The following is a 24819-nucleotide window of genomic DNA, read 5'->3' on the forward strand; positions in this document are numbered from 1 at the left end:
TGCCAACACCGTATCGCTTGATATAGGGCGCGTTTTCTTCACGCCAACAAGTATCCACCCCGGATCAAGTCCGGGACAGGCTTTGGTTCGAAAACGCTCTGATCTTGCCTAACCTAAGCGCACGATTCTTGCAGAACGACAGCATCGGTGACGAGTGAAGGAAGACCTATGACAGAAATGATCGTCGTGGAAGACCGCAATCAGGACGACATGTCGCGCAAGGCCGGCTGCTATCTCTATACCGACACCAGGCTTTGGCTGGAAAACGATCAGGTACACCGGGGCGACGGACCGGCGGTGGTTTCCCCTGACGGCGTCGAGCGCTGGTATATCAGAGGCAAGGACATAACGCGCGACGTGAACACGTTCTTCTTCCAGAACAAATGGCCGGCGCGGCGTGGCCTGGATACACCGGAGAAAATGTCCCTGTTCCGGATTCAATTTCTCAAATGAGTGCCTTGGCGACTGCGAACTTGGCGACTGCGAAGGAGAAGCACCAGAGCATGATCAGTTCTGATTGAAGCCAAACCGATCATTCTCTGCTTCTGGTTCTGACGCGTTTTCGACACCCGAACCGGTACCCGCTCCGGACCAAGTCCGGAGCAGGCTTTCGCTCGAAACGAGCTCAGCATTCCGATCGCAGACCCATTCCTCAAGCCGCGCTTGGCGTGCTTTCGGCCTTGAGCACATCCACCACCGTCCGCGTCAGCCGGAACACGCCGCGGCCGCCGGCAAGCGTTTGATAGGCGTTGCCGGCCCTGTCGCTCAAATAATTGAACCATTGCTGGGGACTGAGAGCTGTCGGCCGCTCGCTGATTTCCACCACGGTGCCGTTGGGGGCGAAGCGCGCATGGATCAGGACGTTCTCGGTTTCCATGATTGTCTCCAAAACTACAGGCCTGAGCCAAATCCCAGCAATTCGATCTTGATGTTTTCCGTGCCCAGCACCTTGGCCTGGCAGGCCAGCCGCGACTTGGAGCCGACGCCCACGATCGAATCGAGCTTTTCATTTTCCTCGCGGGCCACCTTCGACAGGCCTTTGCGTCCTTCCTGCACGAAGATGTGGCAGCTTCCGCACTTGGCCTGTCCCTCGCATTTGTGGGGAATGGCGATTTCCGCCCCGAGAAGTGCGGCCAGCAGGCTCGTTCCTTCGGCGACCTCGATGGTTTTTCCCGATGGCATGACAGTGAGCAGCGACATTTTCAGTTCCTCTTTCGTTACTGGCTTCAATAGATGGCAGCGCCGGCCCCGACATTGACCGAGGAGTCCTTCATCGTTCCGACGATGAATTCGATCTGATCTTCAGTCAGATGGGCGTGGAAGGGCAGCGCGACCGCACGATCCGCCACCTTTTCCGTGACGAAATAGTCGCCCCGGCGATAGCCGAGCTCGAAATAATGCCGTTGCAGATGCAGCGGATTGCTGTAGGCCGCAGCTTCCACCTGCTCGACCCGCAAATCATCCACGATCGCATCGCGGCCCGAGCGTGTGAAGCGCGTGCCGAGATGAACGACGTAGAGAAACCAATTCACCTCCGTCACGTCGGGCGCGATATAGGGCGGTTTGATCCCCTCGAAAGACTGCATATGCGCGTCGTAAAGATGTTCGGTCAGCCGCCGCCGCTCCAGAATCTCATCGAGCCGATTCAACTGCGCCAGGCCGAGCGCGGCCGCGATATTGCTCATGCCGGCCTGATAGGGCGGCGTCGAGGTGACGACGACGGAGGAGCGTTCCTCCAGACGGTGCGCGCGATGGCGGCGCATCGCCACCGCGACGTCGATATCGTCGGTGACCACCATACCGCCCTCGCCGCAGGTCAATGCGGAAGGCTGCGAGAAATCGAATACCGCGACGTCGCCGAATGTTCCGACCAGCGCGCCCTGGTACCGCGAGCCGATCGCCTCGGTCGAATCCTCGATCAGCAGCAGATTGTGTTTTTTCGTCACCGCACGCAGCTCCGACCATTGCGCGGGGTGGCCGTTATTGTTGCAGGCGACGATGGCGCGCGTATTCACGGTGATGCGGGCTTCCACCTTGTCCGCGACCAGCGTTCCGGACCAGTAATCGATGTCGGAGAATACCGGCCTTGCGCCGGCGACGCTGACGGCATGGGCGGTTTCCCGAAACGAATAGGACGAAACGATAACTTCCTGCCCCGGACCGACCCCGTAGGACCTCAGCGCGATCAGGAGCCCGAGCGTCCCGCTTGGAACCGCAATCGCATATTTGCGGCCGACATAGGCGGCGAAGGCCGCCTCGAAGGCCTCGACCGCAGGCCCCGAGGACAGCCTCGGAGATCGCATGACACCGTCGACCGCCTCGATCTCGGCCAGGGTGATATCCGGATCCGAAAGCGGGATGAAGCTGTCGTCCGCGTCGACAATGACGACGTCATCGGCATCATCACCGACGTTTTTCACCAGAGCGAGATCGGTCACGAGATCACCTTCCTGTCCGCCAGAACGATGCCGCCCGCGCGCGCCGGGTCGGCGGTGATCTGCACACAATGATCGGTGCGGTCCACGAGATGGATTTCAAACCGCTGATAGCTGCGGAACGGCGTTTCCGTCAGGTCGGCGGCGTCGCACTTGGTCCAGGACAGATGCGGGAATCGCTGCCGCAATTGGGCAAGGACGCGCGCATCGGCATCGGAAGCGGAAAGCACCCGATCGATCTCCATCAACTCATCCGCACCCAGCGCCATGTCCGTTAACCGATGTTGTGGGATTGACGATCCCTGTCCGTGCCATTCATTGCCAGAAGCTCCGGTCCGGATCGACGCTCAATCGATCCAGCGCCGCCGGCAACCGCTCATGGGTGCTGTCGAGCTGCCACAAGCCTTTGGCGTGATCTTTTCGGAACAGCTGCCACCTCGCGCCATCGGCGTCATGCAGGAGCAGGGCGATGTCGACAACGCCGCCCTCCGGATCGATGTTTCGCGAACAGCACGGGCTTTCGATCCGATAGCCGCCGATCGTCGTCGCCACGCTGGGCTTGACGTAGCGATATCGTTTGCGGGTCTTCAATGCCCGCCCGATCCGCTTCCGATCGAGTTCGTTCGGGTGCGCGAACGGCCTTGCCGCCGCCTGTTCCAGGGTCGCCGATAGCATCGCCTCTTGCTCCTTCTAAAGAGGACTGATCTCTTCTTCGAGACATCCGACCACGAGCCGTTCGCCGAATTCGACGAGATAGATCGGAAGGTTCGCCTCGGTCTGCGTTCCGACCTGCACGACCTCTCCGGTGTCGCCGACGCCAACCAGCCTGGCGTCGGTCGGCGTATCGGGAAACGATCCGTCATTATAGAGGTCGATCAGGGCCCTCACGCGCTGGCCCCATTGATATTTGGGAATCCGGGGCTCGATCATACCGCCGTTCCTCCCGGCAAAGGCAGTTCCGAGATCTCGTCGCGCGCAACCGCAGGGTCCAGCTCCTTGCGCTTCATTCCGACCCGGTTGCCGCTCTCCATGAATTCGACGCCGTAGATGTAGAATTGCTGCAGGAACGTGCCGATGCTGACGACGTATCCCTCCTCGCCCTTCTTCGCGAGCACCTCGCCGATTTCCTTGCCGGCATAGGTGCCGTCATTGCGGATGGTGCGTTTGGCCTTCACCTTTTCGCCGAAGCTGAAAAACGGCGGCCCGGAAATCTCCACCACTTCGCTGTCGCGAACGATATTGCTCATGCCGGAAATCCCTCCAGCCACTCATGTCTTCCGGTTACCCGCGAGCGGGCCACATTCTGCACGAAGCCGTCGCTATCATCCGCCAGTTCGGCGATATCCCCGACGGCAATCCGGCTCGCCACTTCATAGCGGATGCGCCAGTCCGGATCATAGCGCAGCCGCGAAAGCAGTTCCGGCGGCAAACGCTGCGCAACTTCCAGCCTGACGCCGGCGTCACGATCGTTCGACATGCGGAGCAGCCAGTCGCGGGGGATGCGCTGCGCCACGACGCGGCGAACTTCGGCTTCCACATCCTCGATCATGCGCGCGAGCAGGGCCGGCGCGACACGCCGCGCGATGACCAGCCGCACATAGTAATCCGGATCTTCCATCATCGGCATCAGTTCGGCGTCGTCCAGGATCGCAGCAATGCGGATTCTGACCTCGCGATGGACGTCGGCCCTCAACCGCAGCACGAGCCGCTTCGGCAGCCGCCGCGCCGCGTTCCAGCGCACGGTCTCCTCGGGATCGTCGAGCAGCGGCGGCAGCAGGAACACGCTGGCATGCTTGGCCGCGATGGCACGTACCTCGAAATGCGGATGGACGAGATAGGAATTGGCAAGCTCTGGATTCCAATTGAAGAAACGATCGATACGCCGCGCATAGCGGTCGTGGACGCAGGCGTGCTTCAGCCGGCATCCCCCGGCGCCCGCCTGCACCTGATGGTCGCAGTTGCGGCAGTCGATCTCGTCCCCGAGCCAATCCCGGGCCTCGTCGATGTCATCCATCTTCGTCCCGCCCTACCCGTTCGAGAACCTCGAGCAATACCCGCGCGCCAACCTTGTCGCTCGGATCAAGCTCGAGGAGCTTCGCCACCGCCGCGCCGCCCTCTTCGAGATTGCCGAGCCGCATTTGCAAATAGGCGTAGCCCTTCAAGGTAAAGAGGTAGAAACGCGGCAGTATGTTCTCGTAGTGGCCGAACGCGGCGTCACCCGCCAAGACATCCCGCCATTCCGCCGCGAGCCCGTTTTCGCGCGACGCTTTCTCCAGACACAGTTTTGCGATGGTCAGGGCGTCTGCCAATCGTCCCTTGTAGAAATAGAACCGGTAAAGGCCGATCAACACCGCCGCGTGCCCCGGAGCGAGCGCTTGCGCCTCCCGTAAATGCTGCTCGGCGACGTCGTCCAGATGGTAGGAGAGCCCGGCTTCCCACAAATGGAATTCCGCCTCCGGCGGAAGGCTGCCGCCGAGCAGCGCATTGGCCATGACTGCCGCGTCCATGACGGATTGCGGGTCGCCTCGATCCGCAGTCTCCATCATCGGTGCCTCCATCTATTGAACGGCTGCGACGGCGTGGCTCCTGCAGGAGACCTGCTTCGGATCCTGGAAGACGAGCCCGGTCTGCAATGGCGTGTCGGCGAAATCGATGGTCACTCCATCCAGCAGGATTCGGCTCTCCGCCGGCAAAAACAACCTGACGCCGTTTCGCTCGACGACATCTTCGCCAGACGCGGGCTCGCGGCGAACGCTGATATCCGCCGCCAATCCCGAGCAGCCGCCGGGGCTGACCGCGAGCCGGAATCCGCTGGATGCATCGCCGTCGGCGAGAAGCATCATGCGAATGAATCTGGTCGCCGCCGTTGTGAGGGTAAAATTCATGGGTTGCTCCTTCAGGCCGGAACCTGGTAGCGCGGAAAAGACGTATCGATGACGCAGGTATCGTCGACCGGGCAGACCGCCGCGCATTGCGGGGCGTCGAAATGCCCGAGGCATTCCGTGCATTTTTTCGGATCGATCACGAAGGTTCCGTTTTTCTCCGTGATCGCGACATTGGGGCATTCCGGCTCACATGCCGAACAACTCGTGCATTGTGAGGCTATGATCTTCAGCGCCATCGCTTTCTCCCTGACAGGCTGGTCAAATCTTCAACTGTTCACGCCGCGGTAATCAGGGCGCCCTGCCGGATTTCGGCATCGCCGCGCTCGACATGCTCGATCTCGTCGCTGTTGACCTTATCGAGATAGGATTTGAACCAGGCGATCGCCGACTTTTCGATGAACTCATGGGCGAATTGGTCGATCGGCTCGATTCCGGCCTTGAGCAAGTCCGCCTTGGGGCAGCCCCCGATCTTGGCCACGAACACCGCGTGACAGTCGTTGATGGCGCGAATGATGGTTTCGAGACTGTCTTCCTCGCCGTAGCCGCCCTGGCAGTAGAGATCGACGCGGCGATGGCCGACGAATTTCGCTCCCGCGGTGGAGAGCTCATAGATCTGGAATTCCTTGGCATGGCCGAAATGTTCGTTGATCAGCCCGGAGCCTTTGGTCGCCACCGCGACCAGCAGCTTGATGTCGCTCATTTCGCCGGCAAGCGTCGAAAGCTCCTCCTGCTTCGCCGCGACCTTGGCGACACGCTCCTCCTCGACCTTTGCTTGATAGGCCTTTCTTGTATCGAGGTCGTAATTGACCTCCATCGCCATGATCTTGTCGGTGGTGAACTCCGCGCTGCGATCCTCGCCGAGCAGGCCGACCGCGTCGGCACGGCACTGCCGGCAGTGGCGCATCATGTTCATTTCGCCTTCGCAGGAATCCTGCAACGCCTTCAGTTCCTGCGCCGTCGGGCCGCGCTGTCCGGTCAGGCCGAACACGGTGCCATGTTCGGGAGCGGAAATCAGCGGCATGATGTTGTGCAGGAAGGCGCCGCGCGACTTCACCGCCTTGTTGACCTCGACCAGATGCTTGTCGTTGATGCCGGGGATCATCACCGAATTCACCTTGCAGAGAATGCCGCGCTCGGTGAGCATTTCGAGCCCCAGCAGCTGGCGGTCGGTCAGAAGCTTCGCGCCTTCGACGCCGGTGTAGCGCTTGTGCTTCCAGAACACCCAGGGATAGATCTTCGCGCCGATTTCCGGATCCACCATGTTGATGGTGATGGTGACGTGATCGACGTTGAAGCCGGCGATGGTGTCGACATGATCGGGCAGCGTGAGCCCGTTGGTCGACAGACACAGCTTGATGTCCGGCGCGGTCTTCGCGATCAGTTCGAAGGTCTTGAAGGTCTTTTCCGGATTGGCGAGCGGATCGCCGGGCCCCGCGATTCCGAGCACGGTCATCTGCGGAATGGTGGAGGCGACCGCAAGCACCTTCTTGGAGGCCTGCTCGGGAGTCAGCTTCTCGCTGACCACGCCGGGCCGCGATTCATTGGCGCAATCATATTTGCGATTGCAATAATTGCACTGGATATTGCAAGCCGGCGCCACCGCTACATGCATGCGCGCGTAGTGATGATGCGCTTCCTCGCTGTAGCAGGGATGGTTCTTGACCTTTTCCCAGATCTCGGTCGGCAGATCGCCCTGGCCCGCCGCCGATCCGCAGCTCGCCTTGCCGCTGCCGCCGCTGGTGCCACAGCCCTTGTGCTCTGCGATCGTCTGCATCACCTCTGCAACATTCGCAACGTTTCCGGCCGTGATACCTTCGTGTTGTGCTAACGCTTGCATGTGCGATCCTCGCTGCTGATCAAAATCCGAAAAATTCCGAAAAGAATTAGCGAAGAGACAATTAGCAACTCGCGTGCCACGCCCTGCGAAACCGACAACTTCTTCATGTTTCAATGGGTTAGAGCGAGAGCGCCGGCTGTCGCGTTGCCAACATGCGTCCACCAAGGTTTTTTAAATATGTTAGAAACGTTACAGACTGTGGCGTTTGCCGTCGTGAGACGACGGCGGCCAATCTCGAAGGCGCGAGATCGCGACGCGCACTTCGCGGCGTCGCACCGCGTCAGGACGCGAGCCTTTGCTGCAAATATTTGCCGCGAGTCTTTGCCGAACGAGAAGTCTCAGGCGGTAGCGCCGGTCAGGATTTCCACGGCCCGCGCCAGTGGAATGGCGATCGGCGTCAGCCCCTGATCGACCAGGAATCGAAGCTCGTTCCTGGTCAGCATTTCGGGTTCGACAATCGCGTAATGCGTGGTCGATGACCGCTTCGTGATCTGGCGCGCATAGGTCCGCAACAGCTGGTCGTTGAAGCGACAACCGATAAAAACAAAGCTCCGCTCGGTGCGGCGGTCCTTCACCACTTCCGGAATCGGAGTCTGGATATCGATTTCCGTCAGCACCTCGACATAGTCGGCGTCGGAAATCAGAAAATTCCTGGCGGGTGCGATGCTGCCGTGGGGCTTGTAGAGCAAGGTGCTCCAGCCCGTCGCCGCCGCACGGTCCGTTTCGGCGCCGGCCGCATCGTAAAACCGGTACCAGCGGTCTTCGCCGATACCCGCCCGCGTGATGCCCTGGACTTCGCCCCAGTCGTCGCGCTGATCCAGCGCCGCGCGCATTGCGCCGTCATACCAGCTATCGACAATCATCGGCAGGCGCAGCGAGGCAAGATAGCGGTGCATCGGTGTCGGCTCGACGGGAGACGCAAAGGCCTCCGACATCAAAGCGGTTACCGTGGCGCGGTGCTTCGTGCTCTCGATGTGCTGTGCGGCCGCCCAGGCATTGCCCTTGGCGCGCCGCGGCAAGGCGACCTTGGTGCCGAAGAAGACCGCGAGCGCTTCCGGATTCATCGGGACGGCCGGCTTTGCAAGCTCCGTGAGGCCGGGCCCGAGATAGGGGACGATCGTCCCCGCGCGCAGCCCCGCGGCGACTTCGGTCAGTGACGCCTCGGCATCGGAGCGCTTCCAGAACTCGTCGGGCGGTATGAGGGCGTTCATTGCTCTTCCCCTTCTCCGCGTTTGCGGGCATTGACCGTGATGGGAAGCGAGGTTCCCGCCGCCATTTCCGGCAGATCGAGGACCCAGCCGTTAGCAATGCGGATCCAGCCGCCCCACAGCGATTCATGCTCGAATTCGACGATCGGCTCTTCCAGATCCTTTTTCGGCACGTAAATCGACAGCCCCGTCTCCGGAGAACGGCGAATCATCACTTTCATAGGCTCGGCTCCGTCACTCGGGATTGGTCCGCCGCGATTTGCACATGCGCCTGCCATGCCAGGGACGACGCCCTCAGCCTGGCGATGATCTCCGGCAGCAGGTTCAGCACGCAGACCACGTCGTCGATCGTGTTGTCGCGCGACAGCGAAAACCGGATCGCGCCCCGCAGCAAACTCACCGGCACGTTCATCGCGCGCAGGACATGCGACGGCTCCATCGAGCCGGAGGCGCAGGCCGAGCCGAGCGACGCGGCGATGCCCGCCTTGTTCAGATGATGAATGATGGCTTCGCCCTCAATATAGGCGAAGGCGATATTGGAGGTGTTCGGCAGCCTGCTCTTGACGTCACCCAGCACCGAGCAATGACCGGTCCGCAGGATGCCCTGCTCCAGACGGTCGCGCAGCGCGCCAACATGTGTCAGTTCATCGTTCAGGTGCGTCGATGCCAGTTCGGCGGCTTTTCCCAGGCCGATAATGCCTGGCACATTCTCGGTGCCGCCGCGCCGCCGCCGCTCCTGCGGTCCGCCACGAACGAGCGGACTGAATTTCGTACCCTTGCGTATATACAGCGCCCCGATGCCTTTCGGCGCGTGCAGCTTGTGTCCCGACAGCGACAGCATGTCGATTTCGGTCGCCTTCAGATCGAGCGGGATCTTGCCGACCGCCTGCACCGCATCGGTATGGAACAGCGCGCCGGCCTGATGCGCCATGTCGGCCAGTTGCGCGACCGGAAACAGCGTTCCGGTCTCGTTGTTCGCCCACATCACCGACGCGATCGCGGTGCGCGGACCCAGCGCACGTCGATACGCCTCGATATCAAGGCGGCCGCAGGAATCGACCTCGATCAGATGCGTCGTGATCCCGCGTGACGTCCGCAGATGATCGACCAGCGCGAGGATGGCCGGATGCTCGACGGCCGTCGTGACGATCTCGTCCCGACCCTCCTGCGTATCAAGCGCCGACAGGATGGCCGCGTTGTCGGATTCGGTCCCGCCGGAGGTAAATACGATTTCATGGTCGAAGGCGGCGCCGAGCAGAGCCTGCAGGCCCTTGCGCGCCTGCTTCACCGCGCCCGCCACTTCGCTGCCGAAGGCATGGGCCGACGATGCATTGCCAAATTGCTTCGAGAAATACGGCAGCATCGCTGCGACGACGGCAGGATCGGCACGCGTCGTCGCATTGTTGTCGAGATAGATCGGCCGCACGGATCGCCTCTCTCAATACCAAGCCTGGTTAATGACAAGCCTTGTTCAGTGCCGGGCCTTATTCAATGTCGAGCCTTGTTCAATGCCGAGCCTTGGCTGCTCCGGCGACGGGGATCAAACGCACGAACTCGCCGAGTTTTTCCACCAGACGCGCCTGGATGCCCTCTAGCGTGGCGCTGGACAACTTGCAGAACACACAGGCGCCGGTCAGCTTGACCATGATCTTGTTGCCGTCGATCTCGATGAGCTGACAATCGCCGCCATCCCGCTGCAGATTCGGACGGATATCCTCGATCACCGCCTTGATGATCTCGACGCGGTCGGTGTCCGCGCCCGGCGACGGCTTCAAATGCTCGGGTTCAATCAGCATGGTGTTGATTTCTTTCTTTTGGAGTAAGCGCCGATCTAGCCGAACGATTTTCCGCAGGAGCAGCTGTTGTTAGCGTTCGGGTTATCGAACGTGAAACCGGAGCCTTCGAGCGCGATCACGAAATCGATCGTGGTGCCGGCGAGGTACTGATGGCTCTTGTTGTCGACGAACACGCGCACGCCGTCGCGCTCGATCACGGTGTCGTCGGGATCGACCGCATCCACGAGTCCCAACATATATTTGTAGCCGGCGCAGCCGCCCGCTTCGACCATGATGCGCAGGCCATCGACCGGCCTGTCCGCCGTGGAAATCGCGTTGCGTACCGCGTTCAGCGCGCTATCGGTGAGGTTAATCATTCGCTCGCCCTTCATTGCATGGGACCATTGAGCAATGAATTGGCAAGACTTATGCCACGCTTTAATTCGTTGATAAAATTGCGCTTTCAATCCAGCACCTGTCGCCTTTACGACGCGTGTCGGGTTTCCGACAGGGCGGCTTCCCGCCGCAGGAGCTTCAGTCGGCCCGGCTCGGTTTGATCCGACACGTATTTTCCGATCCGATCGTCACGGCAAGCGTGAGCCGAAAACCGGCAGACAATTTGCATGTCAGGTCGTATCAACGATTCAAACCGGCGCGAGCGCGCCGATCTGTCTGACAGCGGAGAAATTTCCATGACGACGATCGAGTTAAACACGCCGGCGACAATCGAGAAGACTGCCCTCGGCCGGCTCGATCGGGAGGGACGCCTGCTCAACGCCGTGCTCAAGGGACCGACGAAGAAACCGGGCCGGTTCGGATTCCGGGGCGACATCGCGCTCAAGTTCCAGAGCCAGGTCGCCGACGAAAAGCGCCCGCCGGAATTCTCGATCGAGCAGGTTCTGACGATCGCGCAGGAGGGCGACAGCACGATCCCGGCCCTTGTCGGATATTTGCACTCCTTTGCCTATCTGGACGTGGCGTCCGAGGTACTTGACGGCCTTTTGAGCCCAGGCGGAACCTACTTCATGTTCTGCAACAACATCGATCTCCTGACGAAATACTGCGTCACCCTTCGCGGCATCACGTTCTATGTCCTCCCATGCGATGAATCGACCGTCTGGAAGGAAATGCTCGACCTCCTGAGCATCGACAAGAACGACATCAAGAAGCTCGATACGGCGGGCAAGCTGGATTACGTCCTCGACGCCGCCGCGGGCTTCAACGAAAAATACGACGCCATCACCTTCGAGGAGGGCTTGGCGCGGATGGAGCCGGTGAAAAACCGCAACGAAAACCGCCCGGTCTGAGCGGTCCGGTTCAAATCATGCGTCGTCGTCGAGGACCGGCTCGCCGTCCTCGACCAGCGTCACGCCCGTCACGCAGATATCGTCGTCCAGCACAGTCAGCGCCACCGGCGTAAGGCTGCGGCCTTTGCAAGGCCCATCCACGCACAGGCCGGTGCCGAGTTCGAACAGAGCGCCGTGCTTGCCGCACATCAAGCGGGTTCCGTTCGAATCGAGGAACTGGTTGCGCTCCCAATCCAGATTCACCCCGTCATGCGGGCATCTGTTGACATAACCAAAGACCTGCCGGCCCCATCGAAGCACGAAGATCGGCCACGGCCGGGCCGTGCCGTCGTCCGCTACGACGGCCAGTTGAAAGCCCCTCGCCTGCCGGCTTGGAATGTCGTTCATGCTGCAGATCGCATAGGCCACATCGGATTGCATCTTGTCCTCGTTCACGGCGAAATGCCTCTCAACATCGATTACGCGAACCGGACTCTGCAAGATTCGCGCAAGATCCAATCCATCAAGAAAATCGCCGGTTCAACCGCCCCTTCCGGTCAACTGGCACAAAACTTGAAAAATCGATGTGTAACCCCCGTTGCGCGTGGAGATTGGCATGAATGTCACACTGGATTTTGTCGGCTGTTCGCTGGATGAACTGAAAGCATTGCTCGATGGCGGGACGCTGACGATCTATTCGGTCGCTCGCCCTGTGACCGCGGATCAGCCGGTCGAACGCAGCGGAACATTGGCGACCTTCACCTTTGCCTCGCCCGCCTTCGCCGCCGCATCGGATGGTATCGAAAACCCCGTTTTCGTCGCCAATCCCGTTGCGGCCAGCAACGTCGGTACACCCGGCTTCGCTCGCGCCCGCAAGGCGGACGGGACTGTCGTTGCGGATTTCTCCGCGGGTCCCGGCGATCGGGAGATCAAATTCAGCGAGGTTTCATTCTCGCAAGGCGCTCCCGTGAAATTGACGGTGTTCAAGTTCATCACCGAGGGAGGGTGGCCGGAACAGCCCGAATATTACGACACCAGGCCGCGTGCGGGCTATGCGATGCCGACCTCGTAACACCGAATGTATCCGGCGGCGATCGGACTTGCTTCCGCTCCCGCGCCTCTTTGGCGATGTTTGTCGGCTTTCTGACATGGAGATCATTCAGAGATGAGTCATGTAGATCCTGAAGCGCTGGTAAGCACCGGGTGGCTTGCGGAGCATCTCTCCGACCCGGACCTCCGAATTCTCGATTGCACCTGGCATCACGTCTCAACCAACCTCGACGGGCGCACGCAATATCGCGGGCGGCATCTTCCGGGCTCGGTGCATTTTGATATCGATCACATCGCCGATAAATCGACCCCGCTTCCGCACATGCTTCCCAGCCCCGGGGACTTTGCTAAAAAGGTGGGTCTGCTCGGGATTGGCGACGGCGATCGCGTCGTGGTCTATGACCGGCTGTACGGTGGCTCCGCCGCGGCGCGGGTATGGTGGATGTTCCGTGTTTTCGGCCACGACAAAGTTGCGCTGCTCGACGGCGGCCTTGGCAAATGGACCAAGGAGAAGCTCCCGACCGAAATGTCCGCGGTCCGCCCGGAGCCGAAATCGCTATCGGTCACATTCAACGCCGCACTGGTGCGCAGCTTGAGTGAGATGGATGCAAATCTTGCGGCGGCCACCGAGCAGGTCATCGACGCGCGCGGTCCTGGCAAATTCGACGGCAGCCAGCAGGACGTATTCCCGTTCAAAAAACTCGGCCATATCCCGAACGCCACCAACCTTCCGTGGGCGGACCTGATCGATCCGGACACCGGCCTGTTCCTGGCTCCGGACGCGCTCACCGCGCGATTTTCCGCCGCCGGCATCGATCTGTCGCGCCCCATCGTGACGACATGCGCCTCCGGCATCACGTCCTGCATGGTGGCGCTCGCGCTCTATCTGCTCGGACACAAGACCGCCGCCGTCTATGACGGGTCCTGGGCGGAATGGGGACTGGCCGAGCACACGCCGGCGGTCGCCGCATAACGATCCCTTTGACGGAGATCTGCGCCCATGAGCGAACATCAAGCGTCGGCCGGCCTGATTTCGGCAGGCACGGAATATGAGCTCCTCGGCACGGAGGATGGCGCCTCCTTCATCCTGAGATCGAAGAGCGACTGCTCCACCGCGCATTTGCGCGGCGAGGATGCGGCGCGCTTTCGCGCCGATTACGACGCGATCAGGCTGCAATTCCCGGCCTGGAACCCGGACCAGACGCTGGCCCAGCTCTGGGATCAAGGCGGCTATGGCTGGCTCGCCACACAGGAGGCGGATTGAACATGTCGACGCTGGTAAAGAACACGCAGGACGGACGAAAGCTGGAAGTGATCGGGCTCGCAATCTGCCTCGACGGCGAACTCGAGGCGTTCGAGTTGATCGAGGTGAAGATGCATCCCAACCGGCGCGCGATCCTGGCCGCGGCGCCGGAAGCCACGCATATGGCAGGCCGGGTTACGCTGACCCGCGAAGAGGCGGATATCGTGGTTGCCGCCTTCAAGGCGGCGGAGGCCGAAATTCTGGCCAATCCCGTCGCGATCAACGAGCGCTTCCGGATCGCGGCGATGTGGAAAGCCCGCGAACAGGGCATCGAATAGATTCAAGGCAAGGCAGGGACCGGAGGCGGTTCATCATCATGAAGCGCCGGCGGACGGCCGCCGGGCTTCCCGCGTCAGACGACCTCGGCCGGCGTCAGCCGTGGGTCTGGCAATTGGTCGGACAGACCCGGGCGCACGCGCCGCAGCCGATACAGGCCCCGTCGTCATTCATCACCATGATCTTCTTTTCGATCTCGTCGTCCTCGTCATCGTCGAGCGCGACCAGTTCGCCGTCCTCGTTCATGCCCTTCAAAGTCATGACATCGCGGCCACATACCTTGAAACAGCGGCCGCAGCCGATGCATTTCTTCTCGTCGATGGCGAGCAAATAGGCCGGTTGCCAGTCGCGGCCATCACGGGTTGCATTGGTCATGACGATGGAAACCTTCATCAAGCCTGTTCAAGACTCTTCAGCGCAGCGCGCTTCTGCTCCAGTTCCGCAAAGGCGTCATAAGCCTGCTGCGCCACGCTCGGAATCGTCTGCCATTGCAGTGGAAGCTCCTCGGACAGGTCGTGCAGGTTCATCTTCGCCTGCGTCGCCTTCGCGGACAGCTTCTTGATCTCGGCTTTCAGGACTTCCAATTCGCTCATCGGCTCACCTCAATAGTCCGCAACGGCTCTGAATTTCTCGATCATTTCGACGCCGGCCTTGACATATTTGTCGCCCTCATCGCCGAGCTTGCCGAGATTGTCGAATCCGAACCGGTGGACGTCACGCAGCTGCTTGTTGACGACAATGAGCCGGCCACCGATCAGGACCATCCGGCCGAACCCCTCGTGACTCATCTTCAGCATCGGCGAGATCATGACTCCGGTCGCGCGCTCGATCGACAGCGCCACCGCGTTGAAAAACAGCTCCATTCGCCAGATCGTGTCCGGATCGGGATCGCCGATGATCGGCAGCGCGCGGCGGGCTTCCTTGTCGAGGATATAGGGCTCCAGCAGGGTAAGATCGCCCTTGCCCTCCCACGCGCCATGGGTGTCCTGGGCCCGCCATATCTTGATCAGTTCCTTGACGAACGGCATTTCGGCCGCGGGATTGGGTTCGAGCACGGCGGCACTCTCAGTCATGGCTATTCCTCATCCTCGAAATCGAGCGTTCGTTCCTGGTCCTTCAGCATGGCCTTACGGAGCCAGGGCGGCGGCGTGCCTTTCAGCACATCCTCCAGCTTGGCCAGGAGGCCGGTGATCTCCTCGGGCTGGCTGACCTTCATCGGATGAATGTTGTTCGCCACCACCCTCGCCGCGCCGGAGCCGCCGATGGCGGCGACATAGAGAATGGCGCAATCCTTGATCGCCTCGATCTTCGGCGCGAGCTTGTCTTCGTTGCCGTCCTCCTTGAGGTCGCCATCGAACTGGACGGCTTCGAGGAAACGGTGGCCCTGCGGGCCTATTTCATAGATCGCGATGTTCTTCGCCCAGCCGAAATGAGCGTCGACGCGCTTCAGGTCCTGGGTCGCAAATGCGATTTTCATCAGCTCGTCCTTCCGTATTTCCGTCAGTGCAGCGACGCCGCGGCAGCCTCGCTCTGGGCTCCGGCGTCGTCGATCCGCCACGTGTCGGGCGTCGGCTGGTGATTATTCTCAAGGTCGGCGATGGCGAGATTGGCGATGTCGAAGATCAGGTCACGGGTGCCGCGATAGCCGACCGAGAGCTGATGTCCCGCCCCGAGCCGGTCGAACATCGGAAAGCCCGCGCGATAAAATGGAATGTTCATTCGCTCCGCCGCCTGGCGGCCGTGCGAATGGGTGATGAGCAGATCGCAGCCCCGCTCCTTTGCGAGATTTTCGAGATCTTCGAGATCTCCGATCAGGACCTCCTCGGTCTTGATCCGCTCCAGCACGGGCGATTGGGTCGTGGTCACCGCGACCATGACCTTTGCCCCCATCTCATGCAGCGTGCTTGATAGATCGAACAGCAGGTCCGGCTCGGCGCCGATCGCAAGCTTGCGGCCGCCGATATGAAAATGCGCGTCCAGCATGGCGTCGGCCAGTTGACCGCGCTGGCGCCGGTATTTCTCCGGCACCGGCCGGCCACTGATCTCGCTCAGAAACATAATGAATTCGTCATTGGGGATGAGGCCGGACAGGCGCTCGAATACCTTGAAGGGTGTCCCCGTCTTCTTCTCCATCGCCTCCGCCGCGCGCCGCATCTGCGCGCCGATGGCAATGGTCCACGCCGCCTGTCCCATCGCGGCTACCTCGTCGACGCTGATGCCGCCGATCGTGGTCGGCACGAACTCATCGGGGATATGTCCGTCGAGGGATCCGGCGAGATCGGGGAGGAAGGACGGCTCCAAGCCGAAATCCTCCATGATCGTCCTGATCTCGTCGAGGTCGCCCGGGGTGAGGTGGCATCCGGGAAGAACATTGACCCTGGAGGGATCCCGGCGGGCCGCGGTTTTGGGCGTCTCGACCAGCACCTCGACCATGCGCGCGACGGTCTTCTCCCAACCGTCCTGGAATGCATCCTTGAAGTCGGGCGTTGGGACATAGACCAGCGGAAACTCCGCGAGCTGCGGATGCTTCTGCCGGATCGTCTTGATATAGCCCTCGACGTCGTCGCCCTTGGTTTCCGTCACGCCCGTCGAGCAGATGCCGATGATCTCCGGCTTGGTCCGCTTGTGGATGTTGAGAATGGCCTGCTCGACATTCTCATAGCCGCCAAGCACGGTCGCGACTTCGCTCATCGCCGTGGTCTGCAACGGCACCGCTTCCTTGAAATGCCGCACGAACAGGGTCAGCCCGAACGAAGTGCAGCCTTGCGAGCCGTGCAGCAGCGGCATCGATCCCCGCAGTCCCAGGAAAGCGAATGCACCACCGATCGGCTGACTCATTTTCAGCGGATTGACCGCGCACGCCTTTTTTCCAACGGTGACGATCGCCATGGCGCGGCCCTACTCCGCCGCCTGCAGGACAGGAATGGCCGAGGCAACCGTTGCCGGCAGCGCCGCCAGGATATCCTCGATACGCCCGGCGCAAGCGCCGCATCCGCCCGACGCATTGGTATGTTGCTTGACGCCATCCGTCGTCGTCAGCGCATGCGCTGCGATCGCATCCTCGATGGTGCCGAGGTCAACCGTCTTGCAATGGCAGATCTTCTTGGCCCGACGGGCTTGTTCCGCGGCCTGGGGATCAGCGGCGAGTGCCGCGGCTTCGGCGTCCATCTGCGCCATCGCCCTAGCCTGCCAGTTCCTGGCGCTATTTTCCCACGGAGCGGGCTGGCGCAGTTGCTGCCACATCGGATTGTAGAGCGCCTTGTCGATCTCCTGGACCAGCTTCACCATGCCGACATACCCCATATAGGCATGACTGCGTTCCTGGTTGATATCGAGCCACGGCATCCCCGCCTTCAAGGCGACGAATTGCGACTTGCCGCCCGAGAGCATGATGTCGGCCTTGGCATCCTTCATCATTTTGTACATTTCTCGCGGCGTCATATCGTCGATCATGTGGGCATCCTGGCCCATCAGCTCCTTGATCCGCTCCTTGTCCTCCTTGGTCGATTTCTTGACGCTGGTGCCGACCAGTTCGAGACCGGCCTCCTGCAGGGCGGCGACCACCGACCATGACTTGACGCCGCCGGTGATCAGCAGGACCTTCTTGCCCTTGAAACGAGGCTTGTAGGGTTCGATCGCGGCCCACGCCTTGGCCTCTTCCCGTGCGATCACCGCTTCGGTCCGCGCCATCAATTCGTCGGGCGCCCCGCGCTCGATCAGGAGCCGCGCGATTTCCCGCAAGGAATCGCTGGAATCCTCGATGCCGTAGAACGACCCTTCAAAGAATGGAATGCCGTAACGCTCCTCCATCTTGCGGGCGACGTTGATCATGGCCTTGGAGCACACCATCATCGCCGCCTTGGCCCGGTGCGAATAGGCCACTTCTCGATATTTGCCGTCGCCGGAGATGCAGGACAGAATGCGGATGCCGAGTTCATCGAGCAGCGGCTTCACCTGCCACAATTCGCCGGAGAGATTGTATTCCCCGATGATATTGAGGTCGTAAGGCGTGGTGAAATCCGGCTCCTCGGTTCCGATCACGTGTTCGAGCAACGCCTCGCCCGCCAGCTTGTTGCCGAGGTTCTTCGGCCCGACGAAGCCAGGCGAGTTGACGGGAATGACCGGCTTGCCGAATTTCTGGCTGGCCGCCTTGCAGACCGCGTTGATGTCGTCGCCGATCATGGCGGGAACGCAGGTCTGATAGACGAAGACCGCCGGCGGATTGTACTTTTCGATGATTTCCTTGACTGCCTTGTAGAGGCGCTTCTCGCCGCCGAACACCACGTCGGTCTCGTTGATATCGGTGGTGAAGCCGGTGCGCCAGATGTTCGATCCGGAGGAGCGCGCGCCGCGATTGTCCCAGGAATTTCCCTCGCAGGCGATCGGGCCATGGACCAGATGGGCAACATCGGTCAGCGGTTGCAGCGCGATCTTGGCGCCGTCGAAGGCGCAGCCGCCGGCGGCGCCACCGGGCTGAAGCTGCTTGGTGCAGCCTTTCTTCCGCTCGGCTTCCGACTTGTTGGCGTTCTTGCCGCAGCCGGGTTCGTTGAAGACGTCCTGGATTGTGGCCGACAGTGAACTCATTCGTCTCTCCTCACCATGAATCGGCATATGCGGGTAACGAAACTGTCTTCGGCGCCTCCGCCTCGCCGCCGCTTCCGGGATCCCGGAACGGCGGCGAGGTGGAATTCCTCAGCGAATGATGTCGAAGCTGTAGTCCGTCTTCGCCGGAACGTTGGTGTTCTTGTCGATCTCGTCGAAGATCTTGTCGAGGATCCACACCAGCACGTTCATGCCGCCCTGATAGCCCCAGACCGGGTAGCGGTGATGGTGGTGACGGTCGAAGATCGGGAATCCGATGCGGATCAGCGGCGTACCGGTGTCGCGCTCCAGATATTTTCCGTAGGTGTTTCCGATCAGGAAATCGACCGGCTCGGTGAACAGCAGGGAGCGCATGTGCCAGAGATCCTTGCCGGGATAGACATGGCAGTTCTGACCGAACGGCGAGCTGTCGAACAACGCCTGGACCTTTTCCGCCCATTGCTTGGTGCCATTGGTCGCCAGCACGTGCGTCGGCTCGGCGCCGAGTTCGAGCAGGAAGCCTGCGAGCCCCAGACACAGGTCCGGATCGCCGTAGATCGCAAATTTCTTGCCGTGAATATGCGCGCTGGAATCCGCCATGGCGTCGACCAGACGGCCGCGTTCGCGCGACAGTTCCTCCGGGATTTCCTTGCCGGTGATCCGCGACAGCGCCATGATGAATTCGTCGGTCCCGGACACGCCGACCGGATGATTCAACCCCACGACTTCCTGGCCATGCGCGGCAATGAACGGCAGCGTCTTTTCCGTGCAATATTGCTGCATCGAAACCGTCGCCTTGGCGTGGATCGCATTCGCCGCGTCTTCGAGCGTGGTGCCGCCGTCATACATACGGAACTCGCCGTCGGTCGGCGTATCGAACACCTCGCTGTTGTCGGCGAGAATGGTGTGCTCGATTCCCATCAGGTTGAGAATGCGCCGGATTTCGCGGGTATTGCCGACGGTGTAGCCGTCGAAGCCGCCGATGACATTGACCTTATCGTTCGGCTGGCGCTCGAGCTTCGGCGCCGTGCCCGCCTTGCCGTCCCAGAAATGTTCGAGAATGCCCTTCAGCGCATTATCGTATCCGGTGACATGGCTGCCCACGAAGGCAGGCGTATGAGCGAATGGAACATCGAATTCTGCTGGCACCGATCCCTTCTCCTTTGACGTCTTGATAAAGGCGTTAAGGTCATCGCCGATCACCTCCGCCATGCAGGTGGTGGAGACCGCGATCATCTTCGGCTTGTACATGCTGTAGGTATTGGCCAGGCCATCGATCATGTTGTTGAGGCCGCCGAATACCGCGGCATCTTCTGTCATCGACGACGAAACGCAGGAGCTCGGCTCCTTGAAATGCCGCGAAAGATGGCTGCGATAATAGGCCACGCAGCCCTGGGATCCGTGAACGAAGGGCAAGGTCGCTTCGAAGCCCACCGCGGCGAACACTGCGCCAAGCGGCTGACAGGCTTTGGCGGGATTGACCGTCAGCGCCTCGCGCGCGAAATTCTTCTCGCGATATTCGGGGGTCTTGGCCCATTCGCGAATGCGCTCGACCTCGGCCGGGTCGCGGGGATTCTCGAACATCTTCTTCTTGTTCGCCAGCATCTGCTGGTATTCCGGACCGCGGAACAGCTCGAAATGATCGAGCACGTGGTCTGCATTCTGCGTCATCGTTGGCACCTTTCAAATATGTGTATCGGTCCCGGCTCGCCGGCGCTCTCCGATCGGAAAGCGCCGGCGTGCGCCGATTACTCCGCCGCCATCAGCGCCGGCTTCGGCACGGCCTTCCAGGGCGGCAAGGTTTTCTTCCAGATCGGCGAGTTGATCGCCATATCCATGTCGCGCGCAAAGATCGCGAAACCGTCATAGCCGTGATACGGACCGGAATAGTCCCAGGAGTGCATCTGCCGGAACGGCACACCCATCTTCTGGAACACGTATTTCTCCTTGATGCCGGAGCCGACCAGATCCGGCTGAATCTTCTCGACGAATTTCTCGAACTCGTATCCGGTCACGTCGTCATAGATCAGCGTGCCGTCCTTGACGTAATGCTGGGCGGTCCGTTGATAGTCGTCGTTATGGCCAAACTCGTAGCCGGTACCGACCACCTCCATGCCAAGGTCTTCATAGGCGCCGATGACGTGACGCGGCCGAAGTCCGCCGACGAACAGCATCACGGTCTTGCCTTCAAGGCGCGGCCGATATCTTGCGATCACCGCATCCATCAACGGCTGATACTTGGCGATAACGCGCTCGGCGCCTTCCTTGATCTTGTCGTCGAAATAGCTGGCGATCTTGCGCAGCGATTCGGCGATCTTGCTCGGCCCGAAGAAATTGTACTCGCACCACGGAATACCGTACTTCTCTTCCATATGCCGCGAGATGTAGTTCATCGAGCGATAGCAATGCAGCACGTTGAGCTTGGCCTTGGGCGTCGCTTCGAGCTCGGCCAGAGAGCCGTCGCCGGACCATTGCGCGATCACGCGCAGGCCCATTTCCTCGAGCAGGATACGGGACGACCAGGCATCGCCGCCGATATTGTAGTCGCCGATGATGGCCACGTCATAGGGCGTCGGTTCGAACTTGGCCGGCGCGTCCGGTGCGATCTTGTCGAATATCCAATCCCGGATCGCGTCGTTGGCGATATGGTGGCCGAGCGACTGCGAAACGCCGCGGAAACCTTCGCAGCGCACGGGAACGATGGTCTTGCCGTCATATTCCTTGGACTTGGACTTGGAAACCGCCTCGATGTCGTCGCCGATCAGGCCGATCGGGCATTCCGACTGGACCGTGATGCCGTTGTTGAGCGGGAACAGTTCCTGGATTTCGTCCATGATCTTGGCCAGCTTCTTGTCGCCGCCAAAGACGATGTCCTTTTCCTGGAAATCGGACGTGAATTGCATGGTCACGAAAGTATCGATGCCGGTCGTGCCGATATAATAGTTGCGCCGCGCCGCCCAGGAATACTGGCCGCATCCCACCGGACCATGGCTGATATGAATCATGTCCTTGATCGGACCCCACACCACGCCTTTCGACCCGGCATAGGCACAGCCGCGGATCGTCATCACACCGGGGACCGACTTGATGTTCGACTTCACGCCGCAATCCGACTTGCCCGCCTCATGCACATTCAAATGCTTGGCGCGGCGCTTTGCGGTCTTTTCCGGATAGACCGCCAATACTTCCGCGATCAACTCCTTGTTGCGAGCCTTGATTTCGGCAACGCTCTGCGTCTTCGTTAAGCTCATTTGGTTTTCCTCGCTTGATCGATCGCCTTGCGCAGCTAAGGTTTGCAACGACTGTGCCAGCGCCGGACGGCGACGAAAATTTCATTGATTCTAAATACATAAGGGAATCGAACCCCGGCCGGAGCGCTTGTTACAAACCCGACATCGCTGCACGTCACCCGACGTAGGAACCTGCGATGTCTCAAACAAAACAACGCATAGCCGGCAGGCGCGCAAAATCAGCTCTCAGGCGAGCCAAAATGCGCGCGATCGCCGTCATTGCTCGCGGTACGGCGTTTGCTTGGTGGACCTGGTCAGGTCAGCGAGGGCACCATGTACACGCGTTTCGAACCAACCCATTCGACGGACACCAGCCGCATTTACGTGGTCGAGGGCGACGAGGTCGTGCGCTCGGCGCTGCAGTTCATCCTCGATAGCCACGGCGAGACCCGCGGATTCGCCAGCCTCGACCCGGCGTTCGCCGACCCTGCGGACCTGGCGCCGGACATTGTCCTGCTCGGGATCGGCTTGCTGGAGAACGGCGGCGAACGCATCCTGATCGAGATCGCGCGACATTGGCCCGGCACGAAGATCCTGATCGTGGCGAACTCGGTCAACGACCAACTCGCCCGCTCCAGCCTGAAATGGGGAGCTCACGATGTGCTCGGCAGGCCGATCACATTCGACGGCGTCCGCGGCAAGGTCGACGCCCTGCTCGAAGATCACGCGATTTCTCCGACGCTGATCGCGCTCCTGCCCCTGTCGGCGGCGTGGTGAGCGAAGGACATGCCGACACGATCCATGCAAAGGTGACAGCAATGACCGGGACGGTGACAGCCATGGACCGCTCAACCTCAACACCTGTTCCGGCGATCGACGAGATCATCGAGAGCTTCGCGCTGCTGGACGAATGGGACGACCGTTACCACTATGTCATCGAACTCGGCCGCGGCATGAGGCTGCTGTCTGAAGCGGATCGTACCGAGGCGAACAAGGTTCAGGGCTGCGCCAGCCAGGTCTGGCTCGCCACCACGGTCCGGTTCGATAACGGTCATCCCGTTTTAAGCTTTTCCGGCGACAGCGACGCTCACATCGTCCGGGGACTCGTTGCCATCCTGCTCGCGGTCATCTCCGGCAGGCAAGCGAGCGCGATCCTGGAAACCGACCCGATCGCATTGTTCGAACGCCTCGGCCTGCGCGAACATCTGACGCCGCAGCGTTCGAACGGCTTCCGCTCCATGGTCACCCGCATCCACGCCGACGCCCGGCAGGCGCTTGCAGCCATTCCGCTCACGACCGTTCCGCTTACAACCAGCCTCTGACGGTCGAAGGCGACCGGCACGGCCCCGCCCAATCGATATGCCTCAACGGGTGGCTCTGGCCATCTCACGGCCGCGCATGATGACGATGGCCGCGCGCGCGACGAATTCAACCGTGTAATAGATTTCTCCGAGGAAACTCCACCTTTCGCGGATGATGCCGGCATCGCCCCGATAGACTAGCGTCTCGCCGAAATCCTTGCGGGGACAGATCCCGTCATTCTCGATCTGCGTCAGCGCGTACACGGCGTCGCCGGATTTGAATTCGCGCTTGCCGGCCACGCCTCGTCCGCGCCCGATCTGGCGCCGGCGGACGTCATGGACGACGCGGGCGATGGTTGCCGGTCTCGGGGCCGGAGTTGCGGCCGAATCTGGGGCCGGAATTGGGTGGCTCATGCGAAGAACTCCTGTGCCCTGGTGAGGGCGCGAGCCAGGGCGTCGACCTCATCGCGCGTATTGTAAAGAGCGAACGACGCCCGGCAGGTGGCGGTTACGCCGAAACGCTCCAACAGCGGCATCGCGCAATGGGTTCCGGCGCGTACCGCGATGCCGGCGCGATCGATGACGGTCGCGAAATCGTGGGCATGGGCGCTTTTCATTTCGAAGGAGACGATGGCGCCCTTCCCGGCCGCTGTGCCGATAATGCGCAGCGAATTGATCTCGCGGAGCTTCTCCTGGGCATAGGCAAGCAGCGACTCCTCATGCGCCCTGATCCGGCTCCTGCCGATGGAATTGATGTAATCGATCGCGGCGCCAAGCCCGACGGCTTGCACAATTGCCGGCGTTCCGGCCTCGAACCGGTGCGGCGGTACGCCATAGGTAACGCTGTCCCGGCTCACCTCGCGGATCATCTCGCCGCCGCCATTGAACGGCGGCATCGACGCGAGGTGCTCGTGCTTGCCGTAAAGCGCGCCGATGCCGGTCGGTCCGTATAATTTGTGACCGGTGACGACATAGAAATCGCAATCGATGTCGCGAACGTCGACATCAAGATGCACGGAAGCCTGTGCGCCGTCGACAAGCACCGGAATTCCCCTTGCATGCGCGATCCGGACCACTTCCTTGACCGGCACCACGCTCCCGAGCACGTTCGACATCTGCGTAATGGCGACCATCCTGGTACGGTCGGTCAACAGCTTCTCGAATTCATCGATCAGGAAGTTGCCGTCATCGTCGACCGGCGCCCATTTGATGACCGCGCCTTGCCGTTCCCGCAAAAAATGCCAGGGCACGATATTGGCGTGATGCTCCATGATGGAGAGCACGATCTCGTCGCCCGGCCCGATCCGCTCACGCCCGAATGTCTGGGCGACGAGGTTGATCGCCTCGGTCGCCCCGCGCGTGAAGATGATTTCGTCGCTGCGTCCGGCATTCAGGAAGGAGGCAACCTTTTCGCGCGCGCCTTCATAGGCCTCGGTCGCGGCATTGGCGAGATAATGCAGCCCCCGATGCACGTTTGAATATTCGGACGTGTAAGCTTGGGTCAGCCGATCCAGAACCGCTTTCGGCTTCTGAGCCGAGGCGGCGTTGTCGAGATAGACCAGCGGCTTGCCGTGGACCTGCATGGCAAGGATCGGGAAGTCCTCGCGGACGCGGTTGACATCGTAACTACCGTTGCTTACCGCCGGATGCAT

Annotated in this window: 36 protein-coding genes; 8 read left to right on the forward strand and 28 right to left on the reverse strand. The window is 61.0% G+C overall.

What is annotated here, in order from left to right; all coding sequences use genetic code 11:
- Window positions 1-168 precede the first annotated feature (168 nt).
- Complete coding sequence (locus tag HB630_RS06310; protein WP_213770914.1) at window positions 169-453, forward strand: aldehyde dehydrogenase; 285 nt, start codon at window positions 169-171, stop codon at window positions 451-453.
- A gap of 199 nt (window positions 454-652) precedes the next feature.
- On the opposite strand, the gene HB630_RS06315 is transcribed toward HB630_RS06310, so the two are convergent.
- From HB630_RS06315 to HB630_RS06395, 17 genes are all read right to left on the reverse strand, one after another.
- On the reverse strand, window positions 653-877 hold the full coding sequence (locus tag HB630_RS06315) for a hypothetical protein (protein ID WP_213770915.1): 225 nt from the start codon (window positions 875-877) through the stop codon (window positions 653-655).
- Between the two features lie 14 nt (window positions 878-891).
- Window positions 892-1200, reverse strand: coding sequence for a 2Fe-2S iron-sulfur cluster-binding protein (locus tag HB630_RS06320; protein WP_213770916.1), 309 nt, complete (start codon window positions 1198-1200; stop codon window positions 892-894).
- A gap of 26 nt (window positions 1201-1226) precedes the next feature.
- Entirely contained in the window at window positions 1227-2420 is a 1194-nt protein-coding gene (locus tag HB630_RS06325; protein ID WP_346656059.1) for a DegT/DnrJ/EryC1/StrS family aminotransferase, read from the reverse strand.
- 14 nt (window positions 2421-2434) lie between these two features.
- Complete coding sequence (locus tag HB630_RS06330; protein ID WP_213770917.1) at window positions 2435-2704, reverse strand: hypothetical protein; 270 nt, start codon at window positions 2702-2704, stop codon at window positions 2435-2437.
- Between the two features lie 46 nt (window positions 2705-2750).
- Window positions 2751-3110 carry a hypothetical protein gene (locus HB630_RS06335; protein WP_213770919.1) on the reverse strand — a complete coding sequence of 120 codons (360 nt, stop codon included), beginning with the start codon at window positions 3108-3110 and terminating at the stop codon, window positions 2751-2753.
- A gap of 15 nt (window positions 3111-3125) precedes the next feature.
- On the reverse strand, window positions 3126-3365 hold the full coding sequence (locus tag HB630_RS06340; RefSeq protein WP_213770920.1) for a nitrogen fixation protein NifZ: 240 nt from the start codon (window positions 3363-3365) through the stop codon (window positions 3126-3128).
- Window positions 3362-3682, reverse strand: a complete 321-nt coding sequence (locus HB630_RS06345; protein WP_213770921.1) for a nitrogen fixation protein NifZ — start codon at window positions 3680-3682, stop codon at window positions 3362-3364. The genes HB630_RS06340 and HB630_RS06345 overlap by 4 nt, the downstream gene beginning before the upstream one ends.
- Window positions 3679-4449 carry a 4Fe4S-binding leucine-rich repeat protein gene (locus HB630_RS06350; RefSeq protein ID WP_213770922.1) on the reverse strand — a complete coding sequence of 257 codons (771 nt, stop codon included), beginning with the start codon at window positions 4447-4449 and terminating at the stop codon, window positions 3679-3681. The genes HB630_RS06345 and HB630_RS06350 overlap by 4 nt, the downstream gene beginning before the upstream one ends.
- Window positions 4442-4927: a hypothetical protein gene (locus HB630_RS06355; protein ID WP_346656043.1), complete on the reverse strand. Its 486-nt coding sequence runs from the start codon at window positions 4925-4927 to the stop codon at window positions 4442-4444. Before HB630_RS06355 ends, HB630_RS06350 begins: the two co-directional genes overlap by 8 nt.
- Window positions 4928-4993: 66 nt before the next feature.
- Complete coding sequence (locus tag HB630_RS06360; RefSeq protein ID WP_213770923.1) at window positions 4994-5320, reverse strand: iron-sulfur cluster assembly accessory protein; 327 nt, start codon at window positions 5318-5320, stop codon at window positions 4994-4996.
- Between the two features lie 11 nt (window positions 5321-5331).
- Window positions 5332-5556 carry a 4Fe-4S binding protein gene (locus HB630_RS06365; RefSeq protein WP_213770924.1) on the reverse strand — a complete coding sequence of 75 codons (225 nt, stop codon included), beginning with the start codon at window positions 5554-5556 and terminating at the stop codon, window positions 5332-5334.
- A gap of 38 nt (window positions 5557-5594) precedes the next feature.
- Window positions 5595-7157, reverse strand: a complete 1563-nt coding sequence (nifB, locus tag HB630_RS06370) for a nitrogenase cofactor biosynthesis protein NifB (RefSeq protein WP_213770925.1) — start codon at window positions 7155-7157, stop codon at window positions 5595-5597.
- Between the two features lie 338 nt (window positions 7158-7495).
- Window positions 7496-8368 carry an SIR2 family protein gene (locus tag HB630_RS06375; protein WP_213770927.1) on the reverse strand — a complete coding sequence of 291 codons (873 nt, stop codon included), beginning with the start codon at window positions 8366-8368 and terminating at the stop codon, window positions 7496-7498.
- The gene (gene nifT / locus HB630_RS06380; RefSeq protein ID WP_213770929.1) at window positions 8365-8586 is read right to left on the reverse strand and encodes a putative nitrogen fixation protein NifT; all 222 of its coding nucleotides are present in this window, start codon (window positions 8584-8586) and stop codon (window positions 8365-8367) included. The genes HB630_RS06375 and nifT overlap by 4 nt, the downstream gene beginning before the upstream one ends.
- Entirely contained in the window at window positions 8583-9791 is a 1209-nt protein-coding gene (gene nifS / locus HB630_RS06385) for a cysteine desulfurase NifS (RefSeq protein WP_213770931.1), read from the reverse strand. The genes nifT and nifS overlap by 4 nt, the downstream gene beginning before the upstream one ends.
- Window positions 9792-9870: 79 nt before the next feature.
- On the reverse strand, window positions 9871-10161 hold the full coding sequence (locus HB630_RS06390; protein ID WP_213770933.1) for a NifU family protein: 291 nt from the start codon (window positions 10159-10161) through the stop codon (window positions 9871-9873).
- A 35-nt stretch (window positions 10162-10196) separates the two neighbouring features.
- Window positions 10197-10517: an iron-sulfur cluster assembly accessory protein gene (locus HB630_RS06395; protein ID WP_213770935.1), complete on the reverse strand. Its 321-nt coding sequence runs from the start codon at window positions 10515-10517 to the stop codon at window positions 10197-10199.
- Window positions 10518-10832: 315 nt separating this feature from the next.
- On the opposite strand from HB630_RS06395, the gene HB630_RS06400 reads away from it, so the two are divergent.
- On the forward strand, window positions 10833-11447 hold the full coding sequence (locus HB630_RS06400) for a hypothetical protein (RefSeq protein WP_213770937.1): 615 nt from the start codon (window positions 10833-10835) through the stop codon (window positions 11445-11447).
- A 15-nt stretch (window positions 11448-11462) separates the two neighbouring features.
- Here HB630_RS06400 and HB630_RS06405 read toward each other — a convergent pair whose 3' ends face one another.
- Window positions 11463-11867: a Rieske 2Fe-2S domain-containing protein gene (locus HB630_RS06405; protein ID WP_213771888.1), complete on the reverse strand. Its 405-nt coding sequence runs from the start codon at window positions 11865-11867 to the stop codon at window positions 11463-11465.
- Between the two features lie 175 nt (window positions 11868-12042).
- Here HB630_RS06405 and HB630_RS06410 point away from each other — a divergent pair, with 175 nt between their 5' ends.
- The 4 genes from HB630_RS06410 (at window position 12043) to HB630_RS06425 (ending at window position 14057) form a co-directional block, all read left to right on the forward strand.
- The gene (locus HB630_RS06410; protein WP_213770939.1) at window positions 12043-12498 is read left to right on the forward strand and encodes a hypothetical protein; all 456 of its coding nucleotides are present in this window, start codon (window positions 12043-12045) and stop codon (window positions 12496-12498) included.
- Between the two features lie 93 nt (window positions 12499-12591).
- Window positions 12592-13449, forward strand: coding sequence for a sulfurtransferase (locus tag HB630_RS06415; protein WP_213770942.1), 858 nt, complete (start codon window positions 12592-12594; stop codon window positions 13447-13449).
- 27 nt (window positions 13450-13476) lie between these two features.
- Window positions 13477-13740, forward strand: coding sequence for a hypothetical protein (locus HB630_RS06420; RefSeq protein ID WP_213770944.1), 264 nt, complete (start codon window positions 13477-13479; stop codon window positions 13738-13740).
- A 2-nt stretch (window positions 13741-13742) separates the two neighbouring features.
- Window positions 13743-14057, forward strand: coding sequence for a hypothetical protein (locus HB630_RS06425; RefSeq protein WP_213770945.1), 315 nt, complete (start codon window positions 13743-13745; stop codon window positions 14055-14057).
- 94 nt (window positions 14058-14151) lie between these two features.
- On the opposite strand, the gene fdxB is transcribed toward HB630_RS06425, so the two are convergent.
- The 8 genes from fdxB to nifD form a co-directional block, all read right to left on the reverse strand.
- Entirely contained in the window at window positions 14152-14430 is a 279-nt protein-coding gene (gene fdxB / locus HB630_RS06430; RefSeq protein ID WP_213771889.1) for a ferredoxin III, nif-specific, read from the reverse strand.
- Window positions 14431-14447: 17 nt separating this feature from the next.
- Window positions 14448-14648, reverse strand: a complete 201-nt coding sequence (locus HB630_RS06435; RefSeq protein ID WP_213770947.1) for a CCE_0567 family metalloprotein — start codon at window positions 14646-14648, stop codon at window positions 14448-14450.
- A gap of 9 nt (window positions 14649-14657) precedes the next feature.
- Entirely contained in the window at window positions 14658-15128 is a 471-nt protein-coding gene (locus tag HB630_RS06440; RefSeq protein WP_213770949.1) for a NifX-associated nitrogen fixation protein, read from the reverse strand.
- 2 nt (window positions 15129-15130) lie between these two features.
- Window positions 15131-15532 carry a nitrogen fixation protein NifX gene (gene nifX / locus HB630_RS06445; protein ID WP_213770951.1) on the reverse strand — a complete coding sequence of 134 codons (402 nt, stop codon included), beginning with the start codon at window positions 15530-15532 and terminating at the stop codon, window positions 15131-15133.
- A gap of 23 nt (window positions 15533-15555) precedes the next feature.
- The gene (gene nifN, locus HB630_RS06450) at window positions 15556-16944 is read right to left on the reverse strand and encodes a nitrogenase iron-molybdenum cofactor biosynthesis protein NifN (RefSeq protein ID WP_213770954.1); all 1389 of its coding nucleotides are present in this window, start codon (window positions 16942-16944) and stop codon (window positions 15556-15558) included.
- A gap of 9 nt (window positions 16945-16953) precedes the next feature.
- Window positions 16954-18639, reverse strand: a complete 1686-nt coding sequence (gene nifE, locus HB630_RS06455) for a nitrogenase iron-molybdenum cofactor biosynthesis protein NifE (RefSeq protein ID WP_213770957.1) — start codon at window positions 18637-18639, stop codon at window positions 16954-16956.
- A gap of 108 nt (window positions 18640-18747) precedes the next feature.
- Window positions 18748-20307: a nitrogenase molybdenum-iron protein subunit beta gene (gene nifK / locus HB630_RS06460; protein ID WP_213770960.1), complete on the reverse strand. Its 1560-nt coding sequence runs from the start codon at window positions 20305-20307 to the stop codon at window positions 18748-18750.
- A 77-nt stretch (window positions 20308-20384) separates the two neighbouring features.
- Window positions 20385-21887 (reverse strand): nitrogenase molybdenum-iron protein alpha chain, encoded by a 1503-nt coding sequence (gene nifD, locus HB630_RS06465; RefSeq protein WP_213770963.1) that lies wholly within the window; start codon window positions 21885-21887, stop codon window positions 20385-20387.
- 312 nt (window positions 21888-22199) lie between these two features.
- Between nifD and HB630_RS06470 the strand changes: the two genes are divergently transcribed.
- A complete protein-coding gene (locus tag HB630_RS06470) occupies window positions 22200-22643 on the forward strand; it encodes a response regulator (protein WP_213770966.1) in 444 nt (147 codons plus the stop codon).
- Between the two features lie 41 nt (window positions 22644-22684).
- On the forward strand, window positions 22685-23188 hold the full coding sequence (locus HB630_RS06475) for a SufE family protein (protein WP_249780706.1): 504 nt from the start codon (window positions 22685-22687) through the stop codon (window positions 23186-23188).
- Window positions 23189-23230: 42 nt separating this feature from the next.
- Here the strand turns inward: HB630_RS06475 and HB630_RS06480 are convergent, their stop codons facing one another.
- Complete coding sequence (locus HB630_RS06480) at window positions 23231-23581, reverse strand: nitrogen fixation protein NifZ (protein WP_213770968.1); 351 nt, start codon at window positions 23579-23581, stop codon at window positions 23231-23233.
- Window positions 23578-24819 carry a cysteine desulfurase gene (locus HB630_RS06485; RefSeq protein WP_213770970.1) on the reverse strand — a complete coding sequence of 414 codons (1242 nt, stop codon included), beginning with the start codon at window positions 24817-24819 and terminating at the stop codon, window positions 23578-23580. The genes HB630_RS06480 and HB630_RS06485 overlap by 4 nt, the downstream gene beginning before the upstream one ends.

It is taken from the genome of Bradyrhizobium sp. dw_78, from assembly GCF_018449525.1.
GTDB lineage: Bacteria > Pseudomonadota > Alphaproteobacteria > Rhizobiales > Xanthobacteraceae > Bradyrhizobium.